The sequence below is a fragment of the Kitasatospora sp. NPDC058032 genome (assembly GCF_042885845.1).
In the GTDB taxonomy this organism is placed as follows: domain Bacteria; phylum Actinomycetota; class Actinomycetes; order Streptomycetales; family Streptomycetaceae; genus Kitasatospora.
Genome location: NZ_JBHVRK010000003.1, coordinates 390,867 through 406,161, shown reverse-complemented (window position 1 = coordinate 406,161; position 15,295 = coordinate 390,867). Strand labels below are relative to the sequence as shown.

Genomic DNA, 15,295 nt, shown 5'->3' with positions numbered 1-15,295 from the left:
GCGACGCCATCAGGTCCGTGAGGCCCCGCCGGGTTGTCGCTCAATCAGATGCCCACTCGTGTTCCAGGATCGAGTAGGTGATCGAGTCGCGCCACGCCCCGTGGACGAAGACATGGTCACGGATCCGGCCGTCCTCGGTCATCCCTGCGCGGAGAAGCGTTCGCGCGGATGCCTCGTTGAGCGGTGATCGGGCGGCCCAGATGCGATGCAGGCCGAGGACGTCGAAGCCGAGGGCGCAGAGCAGGTGGACGGTCTCGGTGCCGAGGCCCTTGCCCCATGCGGCCGGGTGGAGGGCGAAGCCGATGGTGGCGGCCTGCTGCGGCTCGGTGGCCAGGCGCGCGTAGCCGATCAGCCGATGTTCGCCGCGCCGGGTGACGGCCAGGCAGTACTCGGTGCGCGGGGTGGCGTGCGCGGAGTCGATGGAGCGGGCGGTGATCGCTTCGACCTGCTCGCGGGTGCGGGGTTCGAAGCTGAGGTGCCGGGTGGCCTCGGGGTCGCCGTAGATCGCCAGGAGGTCGTCGGTGTCTCCGGGTTCGACTTCGCGCAGTGCCAGGTTGGGGCCGGTCAGGCGGAGTGGGGTCATGGCCGCGGAGCCTATCCGCGAGGTCACCGGACCAGGGCCGAGGTGGGGGTGGCGGTGAAGGCCTCGATCTCCTGGCGCAGACCGGCTGCCGCGCCGCCGCTGCTGCGACGGCCGGCGCCGTGCAGGGCGGCGTGGACGCGTTGGGCGCTGCTGACGATGCCGAAGTTCCGATGTTCGACGGGGAGGTCGAGCACGGGGCGGACGGCCTCGGCGGCGCCCTCGATCTCGCCGCGGGCGATGCGGGCGAGGGCGAGGTCGGTCTGGGCGCCGGCCTGGTCGCCGAAGGCCCACTCGTCCTCGGTGGCATTGCGGTAGGCGGAGACGGCGGCTTCGGACTGGCTCTCGCCGAGGGCCGCGTCCTCCCCGAGCTGCACGGTGGCCTCGGCGACGTAGTAGAGCTGGCGGGGCAGCGGGAAGGTCATGATGCCGCCGAAGGCGTCGAGGTCGTCGGGTTCGACGGTCGCGCGGGCCTCCTCGGTCTGCTGGATGGCGGTGCGGGTGGCCTCGCCGTCGCCGAGGAGGGAGTGGGCGCGGGCGGAGAGGCAGGCCAGCCAGACGCTGGTGGTGCCGCGGACATCGCCGATGGCGTCCCGTCCGAGGGCGGCGTAGTCGGCGGCCTCGCCGGGGCGGCCGGCCCAGTAGGAGATCAGCGACTGGAGCGAGCGGACCCAGGCGCGCATGGCGTGGTGGTCGGCATTGTCGGCGCAGACGAAGGCGGTGCGGGCCTGCGTCATGGCGGCGCTCGGGTTGCCCAGGTCGTGGCTGGCCTTGGCGAGCATTCCGGAGGTGATGCCGGCGAGCAGGTACAACTCGCGGGCCTGCGACGGCTTGGCCCGTCCGTGTTCCAGCAGTTGGAAGGTGAGGTCCTGGACCTCGATCAGGTCGCCGAGCAGGGTCGGCAGTGCCAGCTTCGGGTAGGCGACAGTCAGCCGCCGCACCTCGTCGTTGATCTGGCCCAGGGTCTCCGAGCCGATGTTGCTGCCCTCCGCCATCGCGGTGAATCGAAGTGCACGACGAGCCGCCATCGTGACCTGCCTTTCCAATTCCGTGGTGCCCGCGTCGAAGCGGGGCTCGCTGCTGAACGGGCCACCGACAGGCAGCGCCGCTGCCTGCTCGGGTGGGAGGAGGACAGGGGCCGGCCGAGGTGGCGGGACGGCGAACGAGGCGGTGGTGGCGGGCACGGATACGGGGCCGGCTGGTGCGGGCGCGAGGAGTTGGTCCACGCCGACGCCGAACAGGGCCTCCAGCACCCGGCACTGGTCCGGGTAGGGGCGGGTCTTCACCGCGCCGCCGTACCAGCGCTCGAACTGCCGCTTGGAGACCGACAGGCCCCGGAGCCGGGGGTCGCGCTCCTGCTCGGCGGCCGAGTTCGCCGTCGCCTCGAACCGGAGACGGAAGGTCTCGTAGACCTGCCAGTGTCGCTGAAGCGTCAAAACCCTCAGGAGTGTGGGAGTTTCAGCCACCGCGGATCATCTCCGTCCCCGTTCGTCTGCCCTGACGATAGCCATCGTCGCTCGACAGGAAACCCGTTCGATGGCGTCCCGGCACAGATGACGGCGACCGTGACGGCAGTCGTGACGCACGCCGGCATGGCTCGGCTCTCGGGACGGCGAAACGGTGACGGCAGCCGCGTCGTATCGGTGCCGCACCTGGCGCCGCCATCCTGAACGCCACCTCGCTGTCCGTGCATTACCGATAGCGAAGCGTGAGATCAAGGGCGCTTGGATCGGCGCCTGATCGACTCCATCCAGCACCGCGTGCATTCCGGCTCGCCATGCCGCGAGCCGGCCCGGGAGGGAACCGATGGACAGCACCCTGACCGCTCTGGCCGGGCAGATCGCCCAGCTGGACGCCGTGGACTCCGCCCACCTGGAGCGGATGCGCCACGAAGCCCTGACCGCTCAGGCCCCCTGGAGGTCGGAGTACGGCGCCTACCAGTCCGGCGGCTGGTGGACCACCTCGCTGATGAACGCCTCCGGTGACGCCGCCGACGTGACGATCGGCGACTGCGCCGCCCGTCCGACCGACCTGCTGGGCCGGATGCCGGCCACCGCCGCGTTCCTGGCCGACCTCGGCCTGGACTTCATGTGGGTTCGGCTCGCCCGGCTGGAGGGCAACGCCTTCCTCTGGGAGCACCGCGACTACGACGAACTCGACCAGGTCGAGCGGCACCGGCTGCACGTCCCGCTGCACACCAACAGGTCCGCCTTCCTGGTCACCGGCGGCACCAAGGTGCACATGGCGGGCGGGCGGATCTGGCGGCTCACTCCGACCTACGCCCACGGGGTGTGCAACCTGCTCGGCCCGGACCGGATCCACCTGGTCGCCGACGTGTACGCCGACAATGCCTACCGCCACCTGGCCCGACGCCCCGCGCTCAGCCCGGTGGTCGCGGAGCCGCTGCCCGTCGCCGACCAGACGGTCCTGGCCACACGGCTGGAGAGCGCCCGCAACATGGCTGCCCTCGGCTACACGGAAGCGGCCGAGCGGATGCTGCTGCGGCTCTTCTACACCTACGCCCTGCCTGAGGGCACGGTCTACGACCTGATCGCCGAACTGCACGCCTCCCTCGGCGACATGGAGGCCGCGACCCGTTGGGAGACCGCCAAGCGCCGTCTCCTCGCCATCCCCGCCTGATCCCAGCCCGCACCCACGCCCGGAAGGAAGAAGCGCATGCCCACCCTGCAACTGGCGGCGATCACCCAGGCCAACCGGCCCGCGCAGCTGCCGCTGCTGTCGAAGCTCGCCGACATCCTGGCCACATCCCCGGCGGTGACCCACCTGATGGTCCGCGGGTCGCTGGCCCACGGCACCGCCGACCGCCTGTCCGACGTCGACTTCGTCGCCGGCGTCCACGACGCCTGGTTCCCGTCGTTCGTCGAGGCCCTGGACACCCTGATGCCGGTCGAGGCCGGCGCCCTGCTGCCCGGCTGGCGCGACACGATCGTCGCCGACCTCGGCGGCGTCGGGATGGTCTTCCTCGTCCCGGACGAGGGCAAGCTCCACCAGATCGACCTCTATGTCGCACCGGCCTCCCGGATCCCGCGGCTGCAGGAGACGATCAGCACCGCCGTCCTCCTCGACCGCAGGCCCGGACCGGTCGCCGCGCCGGACGTCGCGGCGGCCGAGAGCTTCGCCGCCGCCTTCCTCGCCCGGCCGCGCTCCTGCACCGAGTTGCTGATCGAGCACCTGGTGCTGGCCGTTCTCCTGCACAAGCGGATCAAGCGCGGCCAGCGGTTCGTGGCGTACTCCGAGTGGCACCGGCTGCACACGGCCACGAAGGACCTGATCAAGACCGCCCTGGCCCCCGCCTCGCGGTTCTGGGGCTGGTACCAGCTGCGCGAGGAGATCGCCGTCACCCCGATCGGCCGCGTCTGCCTGGGCGACCTGGACGCCGCGATCAGCGGCCCGGCCATCCCGGAGGCGGCCGACGTCACCGAGGCGATCGAGCGGGTGCTCGCCCTGGCCGAGCGGGCCTGCCCGCAGGCGCTCGACGGCCTGCACGACGCTGTCGCCGCCTACCGCACCTACCAGGAGCTGGTGTGAACGCACTCCACCTTGCGGGCCCGGCCGCCAGCCGGGCCCGCAAGGGCCTGACCGCCGTCTTCTTCGGCGGCGTAGTCCCCGCCTCCGCCCAGGAGGAGACGTTGGCCGAGGAGATCGGCCGGGCCCTGGCCCAGACCGGGTACCAGCTCCTGCACGGCGGCTACAACGGGCTCATGGAGGCCGCAGCCCGCGGAGCCGGAGGCCAAGGAGCCACGGTCACCGCCGTCACGCTGACCGGCAAGCACGACGAGTGGGGCGCGTTCAACCCCCACACCACCCAGTCCGTCCACCTGCCCGATCCCGGCGCCCGCCTCAACCACTACCTGGAGAACGCCGACCTGGTCGTCGCCATGGGCGGCGGAGTCGGCACCCTCCACGAGCTGACCGCCGCCCTCTACTACGCGACCACCATCCGGCCCGTGCCGGTCTGTCTCGCGGGCGCGTCGGCCCTGCGCCTGCTCGCCTTCCTGCGCGAGGAACGGTGGCTGTACGAGACCCCGACCCGGCCGCTCGGCTTCCTCGTCACCGCCGAGTCCGCCGACGCCTTCCGCGCCCACTTCGCCTCGCTCGACACCACCTCGATCGGAGGAGCATGACCACCCGCACCCCGTCGGCCGGCCTCGCCGCCCGACTCGCCGAAACCGCGTGCGTCAACGCCCCGTTCAAGCTCGCCGACGGCGGCCGGCTCGACGCGTACTTCGACGAGTACCGGCTCGCCTCCGACCCCGCGCTCCTGCGCGACACTGCCACCGCCATGGCCGGCCTCGTCCCCGACGGTGCCCAGGTGCTCGCCGGCATCGAACTCGGCGGCGTCCCCCTCGTCGTGGCGCTGTCCGCCGCCACCGGCCTGCCCGCTGTTTTCGTGCGCCGCAGGCCCAAGGGCTACGGCTCGTGCCACCAGGTCGAGGGCCCTCCCATCGACGGCCGCCGCATCGTCCTGGTCGACGACGTGGTCCGCTCCGGCGGCCAACTGCTCCACATGGCACGCATCCTGCGGATGGTGGGCGGACCTGTCACCCACGCGCTCTGTGTCCTGGAGCGACCGCTCGGCGGCCGGACGCTGCTGGCCGAGCATCGCGTGACCCTGAACTCGCTGTTCACCGAGGCCGACCTGCCGACGCCTCGGGCGGGTGGTGCCGCGTGAAGCGAGCCGTGCTCTTCGACCTCGACGGCGTCCTCGTCGACAGCCGAGACGCCCAACTCGCCACCCTGGCCGGCTATGCGACCGCCGCCTTCGGCAAGCGGGTAACCGTCGCCGATCTCCCGGCCGACGCCGCGACCACCCCGCGCGAGTACGTCCTGTCCAACCTCGGACTGGACGGATCGATCAACGAGGAAGGCTGGGCCGCGGCGAGTGCCACGGCCACCCTGACCGCCGAGGTGTTCCCGTACGTCGCCGAGACCCTTGCAGCGCTCCGCGAGGCCGGAGTCGGCACCGGTGTCGTCACCCTACGAAGCCGCGAACGCGTCAACTGGCTGCTGCCGCAGGACATCCTCGACCAGCTGGACACCGTCGTCTGCTACGAGGACGCCCAGCCCAAGCCCGCCCCCGACGGCGTCCTGCTCGCCCTCGACCGGCTCGACGTCACCCCGAGAGCGGGCATCTTCGTCGGCGACACCGAGACCGACATCCACGCCGCCCACGCCGCGGGCGTTACCGCCGTCGGCGCCGGCTGGGCTTCGCCGGCCCCGAAGCCCTCACCCGGGCCGGAGCCCACCTCGTGATGCCCCGCGCCGACCACGCCGCCTTCGTCCTCCCCCTCCTGGTCGGCATCGGCCGACAGGAGAACAAATCCAAGCGATCTTGACCCCGGAGCCGCTACTGTTGGTGGCGCAGTCGCAGCGGACCGTCGCGTCCGTTGTCGGCTACGCCACCTCAGAGCGACGGATACCGGAGTCATGGTCTACACCGTGGGGGCGCGAGCTATCTGCGCCGAGCTGGAGAACTGAGAACCACTCAGTCCTCGTTCTCGGCCCGGCTCGGCGTGTGATCACCCCCCACCTCTCCGCGACTCTTCCGTGAGGGCCCTACCGCCATGCGCTCGACGCAGATCCGTTCCACCTTCCTGGACTTCTTCACCTCGCGCGGCCACCGCCACGTCCCGTCCAGCCCGCTCATCCCCTCCGATCCGACCCTGCTGCTGGCCAACGCCGGCATGAACCAGTTCAAGCCCTACTTCCTGGGCGAGGTCACCCCGGAGTACCCCCGCGCCACCACCATCCAGAAGTGCGCCCGCACCTCCGACATCGACAACGTCGGACGCACCAACCGGCACGCCACGTTCTTCGAGATGATGGGCAACTTCTCCTTCGGCGACTACTTCAAGGCCGACGCCATCGCCTACGCCTGGGAACTCCTCACCCAGGGCTACAACCTGGAGAAGGACCGCCTCTGGATCACCGTCCACCAGGGCGACGACGAGGCCGAACAGCTCTGGCGCAAGATCGGCGTCCCCGCCGAACGCATCCAGCGCCTCGGCGCGGACAACTTCTGGGACATGGGCGTCCCCGGCCCCTGCGGCCCCTGCTCCGAGGTCAACTACGACCGGGGCCCGGCCTTCGGGCGTGCGGGCGGCCCGGCCGCCGACGGCGAACGGTACGTCGAGATCTGGAACCTCGTCTTCATGCAGTCCATGCGCGGCGAGGACGACGACAACGGCACCTTTCGGATCCTCGGCGACCTCGCCCAGCAGAGCATCGACACCGGCCTCGGCCTCGACCGTCTCGCCGCGATCCTCCAGGACGTCGAGAACGTCTGCAGCACCGACCTCCTCCTGCCCACCCTCACCACCGTCCAGGAACTCGCCGGCCGCGACTATCCGGGCAGCGGCGACGAGAAGGTCTCCTTCCAGGTCGTCTCCGAGCACGCCCGCTCCATCGCCTACCTGATCGCGGACGGCGTGCTGCCCGCCAAGGACGGCCGCGGCTACGTCCTGCGCCGCCTGATGCGCCGGGCGATCCGCCACGCCCGTCTGCTCGGCATCGACCAGCCCGTCCTCGCTCCGGCCACCGCCAGCGTCATCGCCAACCTCGGCGACGTCTGGCCCGAACTCAACCACCAGGCAAGCCTCATCGAGCAGGTCGTCGCCGCCGAGGAGGAGTCCTTCACCCGCACCCTCACCCAGGGCACCCGGCTGCTCAACGCCGCCATCACCCGCAGCCGCGACAGCCGCTCCACCACCCTCACCGGAGACACCGCCTTCGAACTGCACGACACCTACGGCTTCCCCGTCGAGCTGACCATCGAGGCCGCCCTCGACGCCGGGCTGACCGTCGACGAGGACCGCTTCACCGCCCTGCTCTCCGAACAGCAGAAGCGTGCCAAGGCCGGCGGCAAGGCCAGGACCGCCGAGGCCCTGCGCCGCCAGGACGCCTACCGCGAACTGTCCTCCCGCCACGGCCGCACCGACTTCACCGGCTACGACCGCCTCGACACCGAAGCCACCGTCCTCGGCCTCCTCTCCGACGGCGCCGTCGTGCCCGGCGCCGACCAGGGCAGCACGCTCGAACTGGTCCTGGACCGCAGCCCGTTCTATGCCGAGTCCGGAGGCCAGGTCGGTGACACCGGCACCATCCGCACGTCCTCCGGCGCGCTCCTGGAGGTCCTGGACACCAGGCTCGGCCTGGAAGGCTTCCACGTCCACACCGTCCGCATCCGCGAAGGCGAGATCCGCAGCGGCGAGCAGACCGAAGCCCTCGTCGACGGCCCGCGCCGCGCCGCCGTCGCCCGCTCCCACTCCGCCACCCACGTCCTGCACGCCATGCTCCGCCGCACCCTCGGCGACCACGCCCGCCAGCACGGTTCACTCGTCGACGCCGGCCGCCTGCGCTTCGACTTCGCCCACTTCTCCGCCGTCGACCCTGCCCAGCTCGCCGCCATCCAGGCCCTCGTCAACGACCACCTCCTCGACGACCCCGAAGTCCGCATCTGGCACGCCACCCGCTCCGAAGCCGAGGCCGCCGGAGCCACCGCCCTGTTCGGCGAGAAGTACGGCGACCACGTCCGCATCGTCGACATCGGCGACTTCTCCCGCGAACTCTGCGGCGGCACCCACGTCCCCCACGGCTCCAACGCCGGCCCCGTCCGCATCCTCGGCGAAGCCTCCATCGGCTCCAACCTCCGCCGCATCGAAGCCCTCACCGGCCGCGACGCCCTCACCTACCACGACACCGAACGCCACCTCCTCGAAGAACTCTCCACCCTCCTCGGTACCCGCCCCCAGAACGCCCCCGACACCCTCCGCAAGCGCCTCGATGCCCTCACCGCTGCCCAACAGGAACTCGCCCGCCTCCGCGACGCCGAGCTCCGCACCCGCGCCCAGCAACTCGCCGCCACCGCCCGTACCGTCCCGGGCGGCCGGATCGTCACCGAGAAGGTCACCGGCGTCGGCCCCGACGAACTCCGCGCACTGGCCGCCACCACCGCCGATCTCCTCAACAGCGACCTCACGGTTGTCGTCCTCGGTACTGAACGTGAGGGCAAGGCCCTTCTCGCCGCCGCCGTCACCCGAAGCCTTCACGATGTGGGCACCCAGGCGGGCCAGATCCTCACCGCCGCCGCCCGCGCAGTCGGCGGCGGGGCGGGCGGGAAGGGCCCCGTCGCCAGTGCCGGCGGGCGCCACACCGGAGCACTCGACCAAGCGCTCGCCCTCGCCGCCAAGGACGCGACCCGGGTTCTCAGCCAGTAGGGCCAGGCCGGCCGACCCGGGCCGGCGGTACTTCCCTTCCTCAGGGCGTCACCGTCGGCCCGTGCCGTCCCGGCAACGCGCCAGCAGGTCCTTCAGCAGGACCACGCTCTCGTAGTTGGTCACGTCCCACCGCCATGTCCCGACCGGCACATACCCTCTCCTGCAGTACCAGCCGACCAGGTCAACGGCTTGGACCGAGGTGTCGATGACCGCTTCCGAGGCCCCGAGCGCAACAATGCGATCCTCCGCCAAAGCCAGCAACTGCTGTCCCAGTCCCACCTTTCGATGCCTTGGATCCACTGCCAGTTGCCAGAACGATCCCGCTCCTGTCGGGGCCGGATACCCCTCAGGTGTCCCGTACGGGGCAGCCACGGTCACCGAGCCCACCAGCTCAGCGCCGATGAAGGCGAGCCAGCATTCCCCCTTCATCACTCGGTCAGCCGTGTCCTGCGCGGACTGGTACGAGGCGAAGAAGGCCCGACCTGCCTCGGCGTGCTCGGTATAGGCACGATGAAGCAGGCGGGTCAGGCCACCCATGGAATCGCCGGTGGTGAAGCGTCGCACCACGACACCTGCGCAGTGGCCCTGCGGTTCGGGGATGCCGGCTGATGGGGAGGCCACGTCGACCAGTGTCGGCCGGGCGCCGCCGCCCGGCATGTCGGGGCAGGAGCCGACCCCACCCAGCACTCACGGTAGCCCGCTCCGGAGTCCGAGAGGTCCGGCCCGGACCGCGCCTGTGCGGTCCGGGCCGGACGGTGCAGAGGCGGCGGGGATCGGCACAATGAGGTGGGCGCGGTGGGGCTGGGCACAAGGAGTCGGAGGTGGCCGCGGTGGCGGTGACGAGGGCGGCGGCGACCGAGGCGGCGCACCGGTGGATCAACGGCGACCTGCCGACGGCGCGCGCCCGGCGGGTCCGCCTCCACGAGTTCGAGCTGGGCTGGGTGGTCTGGGCGGAGCCCCCGCCGGTCCACGTCGACCCGCTGACCGGGGAGCGGCGGGCGCCCGAGGAGATCGGGGCGGCCTGCGCCGTGGTGGACCGGGTGGACGGCCGGTTCACCGTCTGGCCGTCCGTCCCGGTGCCCGAGGTGGTCCGGCTGTACCGGGACTTCGTCGGCGCGGGCGGGTACGACCCCACCCGGCCGCCCGCCACCGGACGCGGTACCCGCGCCGAGCTGACCTACCGTGACCCGGCGGGCGAACGGCGGGTCCTGGCCCTGCGGTCGGCGCCGGGCCTGCCGCACCCGGCACTGCGCGGCTGGTGGTGGCTGCGCGAGCAGGGCGTCCGGCCCGAAGAGGTGCTCGCCGTCCGCACCGACCTGCGGCCGAGCGCCCTGCCGGGCGGCTACTGGGCGTACGCGCTGGCGGCCGAACTCCCCGGCGTCCGCCTGGACTTCGACCTGCCGTACGGGCCGCGGTTCGACCAGCGGGCGGCGGCCGTGCGCGCGCTGCCGGTGGAGGAGGGCGCCGGGCCGGTCCGCAACCGGGTGCCGTTCCCGCGTGCCGTCCCGCCGTCGCCCGCCGAGCCGGAGCACGTGCTCGCGCAGCGGCTGACGGCGCGGTTCGGGCCGGACGGCGTCCGGCGGTTCGCACCGGCGGACGTCGCCCGGGCCGATCTGCCGGCGGCGGACGCCCGGCTGCTGCTGAGGGTCGGCGTGCCGGTGGCCGTCGACGGCTGCTTCGCCCTGGACGACCCGCGCCCGGACGCCGTCCCGGGCGCCCGCCCCGCCACCGTGCTCCCGCCGGTGGCCGACCACCTGGCGGCGGCGGGCCGCGGCACCCGGGTGGCCGAGCGGGAGCGCCGGGCGCTCGCCCCGCAGGTGGTGCTCGGCACGGACGGCTGGGCGCTGATCACCCTGGACACCGCCTGCGGCGCCGTCCGCGCCGTCGATCCCGACGACGCCACGGCCCGGCACTGCAACGCCTCGGTCACCGCCTTCGTGCGCTCCCTCGACCTGTTCGCCGGCCGGCTGCCGGGCCTGCGCGGGCTCGATCCGGAGGCCGCCGGGGCAGCCGTCGCCGAGCTGCAGCGCGGCCTCGCGGCGGTGGACCCGGAGGTCTTCGCCGACCCGGAGAACTGGTGGGCGGTCGTCGTCGAGCAGCTCTGGGACGGTCTGCTCTGAACCGATGAACCGATGAACCGATGAACCGATGAACCGATGAACCGGCCGACCGGTGCGCGGCCCCGCCGCACCCGCCGTCCACCGTCCGGGTGAACGCCGGAACAACACCGTCCGAATACTGTTCGAACGGCCCCGCCGATCCCGCCGTGGACCGCCCGCCGGAGCCGCGATCAGCGCCCGGACCAGCAAGAACACCGGTACGGGCCGGTCTCCTCCGGCCCCGGATCGCGTAGCGTGGAGATTTATGCGACTCGGTGTGCTCGACGTAGGTTCCAACACGGTCCACTTCCTCGTGGTGGACGCCCATCCGGGCGCCGCCCCCCTGCCCGCCTACTCCCACAAGGCCGAGTTGCGGCTCGCCGAACTCCTCGACGAGCAGGGTGCGATCAGTGAGACCGGCGTCGAGAGGCTGATCGCCATGATCTCCTCCTCGCTGCGGGTCGCCGAGGACAAGGGCGTGGTCGACATACTGCCCTTCGCGACCTCCGCCGTGCGCGAGGCCGCCAACGGCGAGGCGGTGCTGCGCCGGGTCGCCGACGAGACCGGCGTCGAACTGCGGGTGCTCTCCGGCCAGGACGAGGCCCGGCTGACCTTCCTGGCGGTCCGCCGCTGGTTCGGCTGGTCCTCCGGCCGGCTGCTCAACCTCGACATCGGCGGCGGCTCGCTGGAGATCGCCTGCGGCCTGGACGAGCAGCCGGACGCGGCCTGCTCGCTGCCGCTCGGCGCCGGCCGGCTGACCGCCAGCTGGCTGCCCGGCGACGTCGCCGACCCCGAGCAGCTGCGCGGCCTGCGGCGGCACATCCGCGCCGAGATCGCCACCGTCGTCGGCGAGATCTCCCGCCTCGGTGCCCCGGACCACGCCGTCGCCACCTCCAAGACCTTCAAGCAGCTCGCCCGGATGACCGGCGCCGCCCCGGCCGACGCCGGCCCGTACGCCGACCGCCGGCTCACCCGCAACAACCTGGCCGCCTGGCTGCCCCGGCTCTCCGCGATGACCGTCGCCGAACGGGCGCAGATCCCCGGCGTCTCCGAGGGCCGCGCCAAGCAGCTGCTCGCGGGCGCGCTGGTCGCCGACGCCGCGATGGACCTGTTCGGCCTCGACGAGCTGGACGTCTGTCCCTGGGCGCTGCGCGAGGGGATCATCCTGCGCCGGCTGGACGCCATGGACACCGCCGCCGACCGCCGCCGGCCCGCCCTCACTCCCTGAGGACTCCCTGAGGACTCCCTGGGGCCACCCCCGGACGGACGGCGCCCGGGACGGCCGGGCGGGCACCCGTCCGCTCCCCGTTCCGGGCGCCGTCCGCTTACGCTGTCTCCCGTGGCGCAACCAGCGGGCGAGGACGGAACGCGGGAGGGCCGCGCTCCCGAGGACGGGCAGCCGCGGTCGGAGGCCCCACGCCGCGACGCCCGCCCCCGCAAGCTCGGCAAGGCCGCCCGGGAGGCCGCCGGCGGCGTCGCCGAGAAGGCGGCCCGGAAGGCCGCCACCAGAGCGGCGAACAAGGCCACCGCCAAGGACCGGCCCACGGCCACACCCCTGGACGTGGCCGAGGCCGCGTCCAGGAAGGCCTCCAGGACCGCCCCCGAGGCCCCCGCCGCCCAGCCGGCCCGCGGCACCCGCACCGCCCGGGCCGCCGGCGCCGCCAAGGCCGCCGTCCAGTCGGTGAAGTCCGTCAAGGCCGCCCGCCAGGCCGCCGCCCGCCCCCCGCTGCTGCGCACCACCGACCGCCTGGTGCTGCCCGCGCATCCGACCCTGCACATCCCGGACACCAAGGTCGCCCTGTCCACCGCCTCCGTCTACCCGGCCAACACCGCGGTCGCCTTCGAGCTGGCCGCCAGGCTCGGCTACGACGGCGTCGAGGTGATGGTCTGGAACGACCCGGTCAGCCAGGACATCGAGGCGCTGCGCCGCCTCTCGGACGCCCACGGCATGCCGATCCTCGCCGTGCACGCGCCGTGCCTGCTGATCACCCAGCGGGTGTGGACCACCGACCCGTGGACCAAGCTGGTCCGCGCCCGGGCGGCGGCCGAGAAGCTCGGCGCGAACGCGGTCGTCGTCCACCCGCCGTTCCGCTGGCAGCGCCAGTACGCCCGCGAGTTCGTCGAGGGCATCCACCGGATGGCGGGGGAGACGGACGTCCGGTTCGCCGTCGAGAACATGTACCCGTGGCGCTACAAGGACCGCGAGATGCTCGCCTACGCGCCCGGCTGGGACGTCACCGACGAGGAGTACCGGCACTTCACCATCGACCTGTCGCACGCCGCCACCTCGCGGGTGGACGCCTTCGCGATGGTCGAGCGGATGGGGGACCGGCTCGCCCACATCCACCTGGCGGACGGCTCGGGCTCCGGCAAGGACGAGCACCTCATCCCGGGCCGGGGCAAGCAGCCCTGCGCCGAGCTGCTGGAGCACCTCGCCCGGACCGGGTTCGACGGCCATGTGGTGCTGGAGGTCAACACCCGCCGGGCCGCGTCGCCCGCCGAACGCGAGGCCGATCTCGCCGAGGCGCTGGCCTTCACGCGCCTGCACCTGGCCACGCCCGCGCGCGTACGCTGACAGCACACGAACTGCCGTCCAACGGGGGAGACATGGCGGAACACAGCGGAGCGGTGAACCGGCCCAGCAGCGACTTCCGGAAGCTCGCGGAGTCGTTCGGTGGGGTGGCGGCGGAGTACGACCGGGCGCGGCCGTCGTATCCGCAGGAGTTGTTCGACGAGTTGGAGCGGTTGTCCGGGCGGGGCTTGCGGGGTGCCCGGGTGCTGGATGTGGGTGCGGGGACGGGGATCTCGACCCGGTTGCTGGCGGGCCGGGGTGCGGATGTGGTCGGGGTGGAGCCGAGCGCGGGGATGGCGGCGCGGTTCCTGGCGTCCGGGCCGGGTCTGGCGCTGGTCCGGGGCAGCGGCGACGACCTGCCGTTCCACGACCGGTCGGCGGACTTCGTCACCTATGCGCAGGCCTTCCACTGGACGGATCCGGAGCGCTCCGTTCCCGAGGCGGTCCGGGTGCTGCGCCCCGGCGGGGCCCTCGCCGCCTGGTGGAACGTGAAGGACACCGGCGTCGCCTGGGTGCGGGCGATGGGCGAGCGGCTCGCCGCCGCCCTGTCCGAGAGCTACCACGGCTACGGCGCCATCGACGAGTTCGCCTCCCACCTCGCCCCGTACGGACTGCGGACCGGGCACACCGTGCTCCACTGGGAGCGCCGGATCACCGTCGACCACCTGATCACCGACCTCACCTCGCGCTCCTACCTCGCCGCGCTCACCCCGGATCGGCGCGCTCCGCTGCTGGCCGTCGAGCGGGAGGCCCTGCTGGCGGAGTTCCCGGACGGCTGGGTGATCGAGCCGTACGTGCTGGACCTCACCGTTGCCGTCACCCCGGCCTGACCGCGCGCGTACGCTGACGCGTGACGTGAACTGCCGGACGGGGGAGTGGACATGACGGACATACAGGAATTCCGGAAGCTCGCGGAGTCGTTCGGTGGGGTGGCGGCGGAGTACGACCAGGCGCGGCCGTCGTATCCGCAGGAGTTGTTCGACGAGTTGGAGCGGTTGTCCGGGCGGGGTCTGCGGGGTGCCCGGGTGCTGGATGTGGGTGCGGGTACCGGGATCTCGACGCGGCTGCTGGCGGGCCGTGGCGCGGATGTGGTCGGGGTGGAGCCGAGCGCGGGGATGGCGGCGCGGTTCCTGGCGTCCGGGCCGGGTCTGGCGCTGGTCCGGGGCAGCGGTGACGACCTGCCGTTCCACGACCGTTCGGCGGACTTCGTCACCTATGCCCAGGCCTTCCACTGGACGGATCCCGAGCGCTCCGTTCCCGAGGCGGTCCGGGTGCTGCGCCCCGGCGGGGCCCTCGCCGCCTGGTGGAACGTGATGGACCCGGACGTGCCCTGGGTCAGGGCGTCCGGAGACCGGGAACGCGCGCTGCTGCCCGGTGCCGTCCGCCAGTTCGACGAGCTGGAGTCGGCGGCTGACCAGTGGCGCCGTCTCGGTCTGGAGTCCGCCACCACGGTGCTCCGCTGGGAGCGCCGGACCACCGTCGACGACCTCGTCACCGACATGTCCTCGCGCTCCTACGTCGCCGTCCTTGACGAGGACCGGCGCCGTGCGCTGCTGGAGGGCGAGCGCGAGGCGCTGCGGGCCGAGTTCCCGGACGGCCTGATCACCGCGCCGTACCTGCTGGACCTCACCGTGGCGGTCGTCCCCGGCTGACCACCCGGCCGACCACCCGGCCGACGACCCGGCCGGCCACCCGGCTGACCGCATCGCGGACGCGGCGTCCGCCGCCCGGACGGCGGGCGTAGGCTCGACGGACACAGCGGCCCCGCACCCTCCGAACGACCGGGGCCGCCAGCCGCCTCCGAAGG

General features: G+C 72.8%; 14 protein-coding genes. 11 read left to right on the top strand and 3 right to left on the bottom strand.

Translation table 11 applies throughout. From position 1 onward, the window contains the following. Positions 1 to 40: 40 nt before the first annotated feature. Both ACFVUH_RS07350 and ACFVUH_RS07345 read right to left on the bottom strand, forming a co-directional pair. Entirely contained in the window at positions 41 to 583 is a 543-nt protein-coding gene (locus ACFVUH_RS07350; protein ID WP_387911714.1) for a GNAT family N-acetyltransferase, read from the bottom strand. A gap of 23 nt (positions 584 to 606) precedes the next feature. After that, on the bottom strand, positions 607 to 2,016 hold the full coding sequence (locus ACFVUH_RS07345; protein WP_387911712.1) for a hypothetical protein: 1,410 nt from the start codon (positions 2,014 to 2,016) through the stop codon (positions 607 to 609). Between the two features lie 370 nt (positions 2,017 to 2,386). On the opposite strand from ACFVUH_RS07345, the gene ACFVUH_RS07340 reads away from it, so the two are divergent. The 6 genes from ACFVUH_RS07340 to alaS all read left to right on the top strand — a co-directional run bounded on the left by ACFVUH_RS07340 (position 2,387) and on the right by alaS (position 8,817). Further along, complete coding sequence (locus ACFVUH_RS07340; protein WP_387911711.1) at positions 2,387 to 3,220, top strand: aspartyl/asparaginyl beta-hydroxylase domain-containing protein; 834 nt, start codon at positions 2,387 to 2,389, stop codon at positions 3,218 to 3,220. A 36-nt stretch (positions 3,221 to 3,256) separates the two neighbouring features. Then, positions 3,257 to 4,129: a hypothetical protein gene (locus tag ACFVUH_RS07335; RefSeq protein ID WP_387911709.1), complete on the top strand. Its 873-nt coding sequence runs from the start codon at positions 3,257 to 3,259 to the stop codon at positions 4,127 to 4,129. After that, entirely contained in the window at positions 4,126 to 4,725 is a 600-nt protein-coding gene (locus ACFVUH_RS07330) for an LOG family protein (RefSeq protein ID WP_387911707.1), read from the top strand. The genes ACFVUH_RS07335 and ACFVUH_RS07330 overlap by 4 nt, the downstream gene beginning before the upstream one ends. Further along, positions 4,722 to 5,273, top strand: a complete 552-nt coding sequence (locus tag ACFVUH_RS07325) for an orotate phosphoribosyltransferase (protein WP_387911705.1) — start codon at positions 4,722 to 4,724, stop codon at positions 5,271 to 5,273. Before ACFVUH_RS07330 ends, ACFVUH_RS07325 begins: the two co-directional genes overlap by 4 nt. Then, a complete protein-coding gene (locus ACFVUH_RS07320) occupies positions 5,270 to 5,854 on the top strand; it encodes an HAD family hydrolase (protein ID WP_387911704.1) in 585 nt (194 codons plus the stop codon). Before ACFVUH_RS07325 ends, ACFVUH_RS07320 begins: the two co-directional genes overlap by 4 nt. A 311-nt stretch (positions 5,855 to 6,165) precedes the next feature. Continuing rightward, the gene (gene alaS / locus ACFVUH_RS07315; protein WP_387911703.1) at positions 6,166 to 8,817 is read left to right on the top strand and encodes an alanine--tRNA ligase; all 2,652 of its coding nucleotides are present in this window, start codon (positions 6,166 to 6,168) and stop codon (positions 8,815 to 8,817) included. Positions 8,818 to 8,865: 48 nt separating this feature from the next. Here the strand turns inward: alaS and ACFVUH_RS07310 are convergent, their stop codons facing one another. Further along, entirely contained in the window at positions 8,866 to 9,381 is a 516-nt protein-coding gene (locus ACFVUH_RS07310) for a GNAT family N-acetyltransferase (RefSeq protein WP_387911701.1), read from the bottom strand. A 257-nt stretch (positions 9,382 to 9,638) separates the two neighbouring features. Here ACFVUH_RS07310 and ACFVUH_RS07305 point away from each other — a divergent pair, with 257 nt between their 5' ends. The 5 genes from ACFVUH_RS07305 (at position 9,639) to ACFVUH_RS07285 (ending at position 15,140) form a co-directional block, all read left to right on the top strand. Next, positions 9,639 to 10,937: an SUKH-4 family immunity protein gene (locus ACFVUH_RS07305; protein ID WP_387911699.1), complete on the top strand. Its 1,299-nt coding sequence runs from the start codon at positions 9,639 to 9,641 to the stop codon at positions 10,935 to 10,937. A 244-nt stretch (positions 10,938 to 11,181) separates the two neighbouring features. Next, positions 11,182 to 12,144 (top strand): Ppx/GppA family phosphatase, encoded by a 963-nt coding sequence (locus ACFVUH_RS07300; protein WP_387911697.1) that lies wholly within the window; start codon positions 11,182 to 11,184, stop codon positions 12,142 to 12,144. Between the two features lie 519 nt (positions 12,145 to 12,663). Beyond that, positions 12,664 to 13,491 carry a sugar phosphate isomerase/epimerase family protein gene (locus ACFVUH_RS07295; RefSeq protein WP_380688602.1) on the top strand — a complete coding sequence of 276 codons (828 nt, stop codon included), beginning with the start codon at positions 12,664 to 12,666 and terminating at the stop codon, positions 13,489 to 13,491. Between the two features lie 32 nt (positions 13,492 to 13,523). Then, positions 13,524 to 14,318: a class I SAM-dependent methyltransferase gene (locus ACFVUH_RS07290; protein WP_387911695.1), complete on the top strand. Its 795-nt coding sequence runs from the start codon at positions 13,524 to 13,526 to the stop codon at positions 14,316 to 14,318. Positions 14,319 to 14,369: 51 nt separating this feature from the next. Beyond that, entirely contained in the window at positions 14,370 to 15,140 is a 771-nt protein-coding gene (locus tag ACFVUH_RS07285; protein WP_387911693.1) for a class I SAM-dependent methyltransferase, read from the top strand. Positions 15,141 to 15,295: the final 155 nt, after the last annotated feature.

Bases quoted from the DNA above. Each gene is read 5' to 3' on its own strand.
- ACFVUH_RS07350 (WP_387911714.1), bottom strand. From the start codon at position 583: ATGACCCCACTCCGCCTGACCGGCCCCAACCTGGCACTGCGCGAAGTC.
- ACFVUH_RS07340 (WP_387911711.1), top strand. From the start codon at position 2,387: ATGGACAGCACCCTGACCGCTCTGGCCGGGCAGATCGCCCAGCTGGAC.
- ACFVUH_RS07335 (WP_387911709.1), top strand. From the start codon at position 3,257: ATGCCCACCCTGCAACTGGCGGCGATCACCCAGGCCAACCGGCCCGCG.
- ACFVUH_RS07325 (WP_387911705.1), top strand. From the start codon at position 4,722: ATGACCACCCGCACCCCGTCGGCCGGCCTCGCCGCCCGACTCGCCGAA.
- alaS (WP_387911703.1), top strand. From the start codon at position 6,166: ATGCGCTCGACGCAGATCCGTTCCACCTTCCTGGACTTCTTCACCTCG.
- ACFVUH_RS07300 (WP_387911697.1), top strand. From the start codon at position 11,182: ATGCGACTCGGTGTGCTCGACGTAGGTTCCAACACGGTCCACTTCCTC.
- ACFVUH_RS07290 (WP_387911695.1), top strand. From the start codon at position 13,524: ATGGCGGAACACAGCGGAGCGGTGAACCGGCCCAGCAGCGACTTCCGG.
- ACFVUH_RS07285 (WP_387911693.1), top strand. From the start codon at position 14,370: ATGACGGACATACAGGAATTCCGGAAGCTCGCGGAGTCGTTCGGTGGG.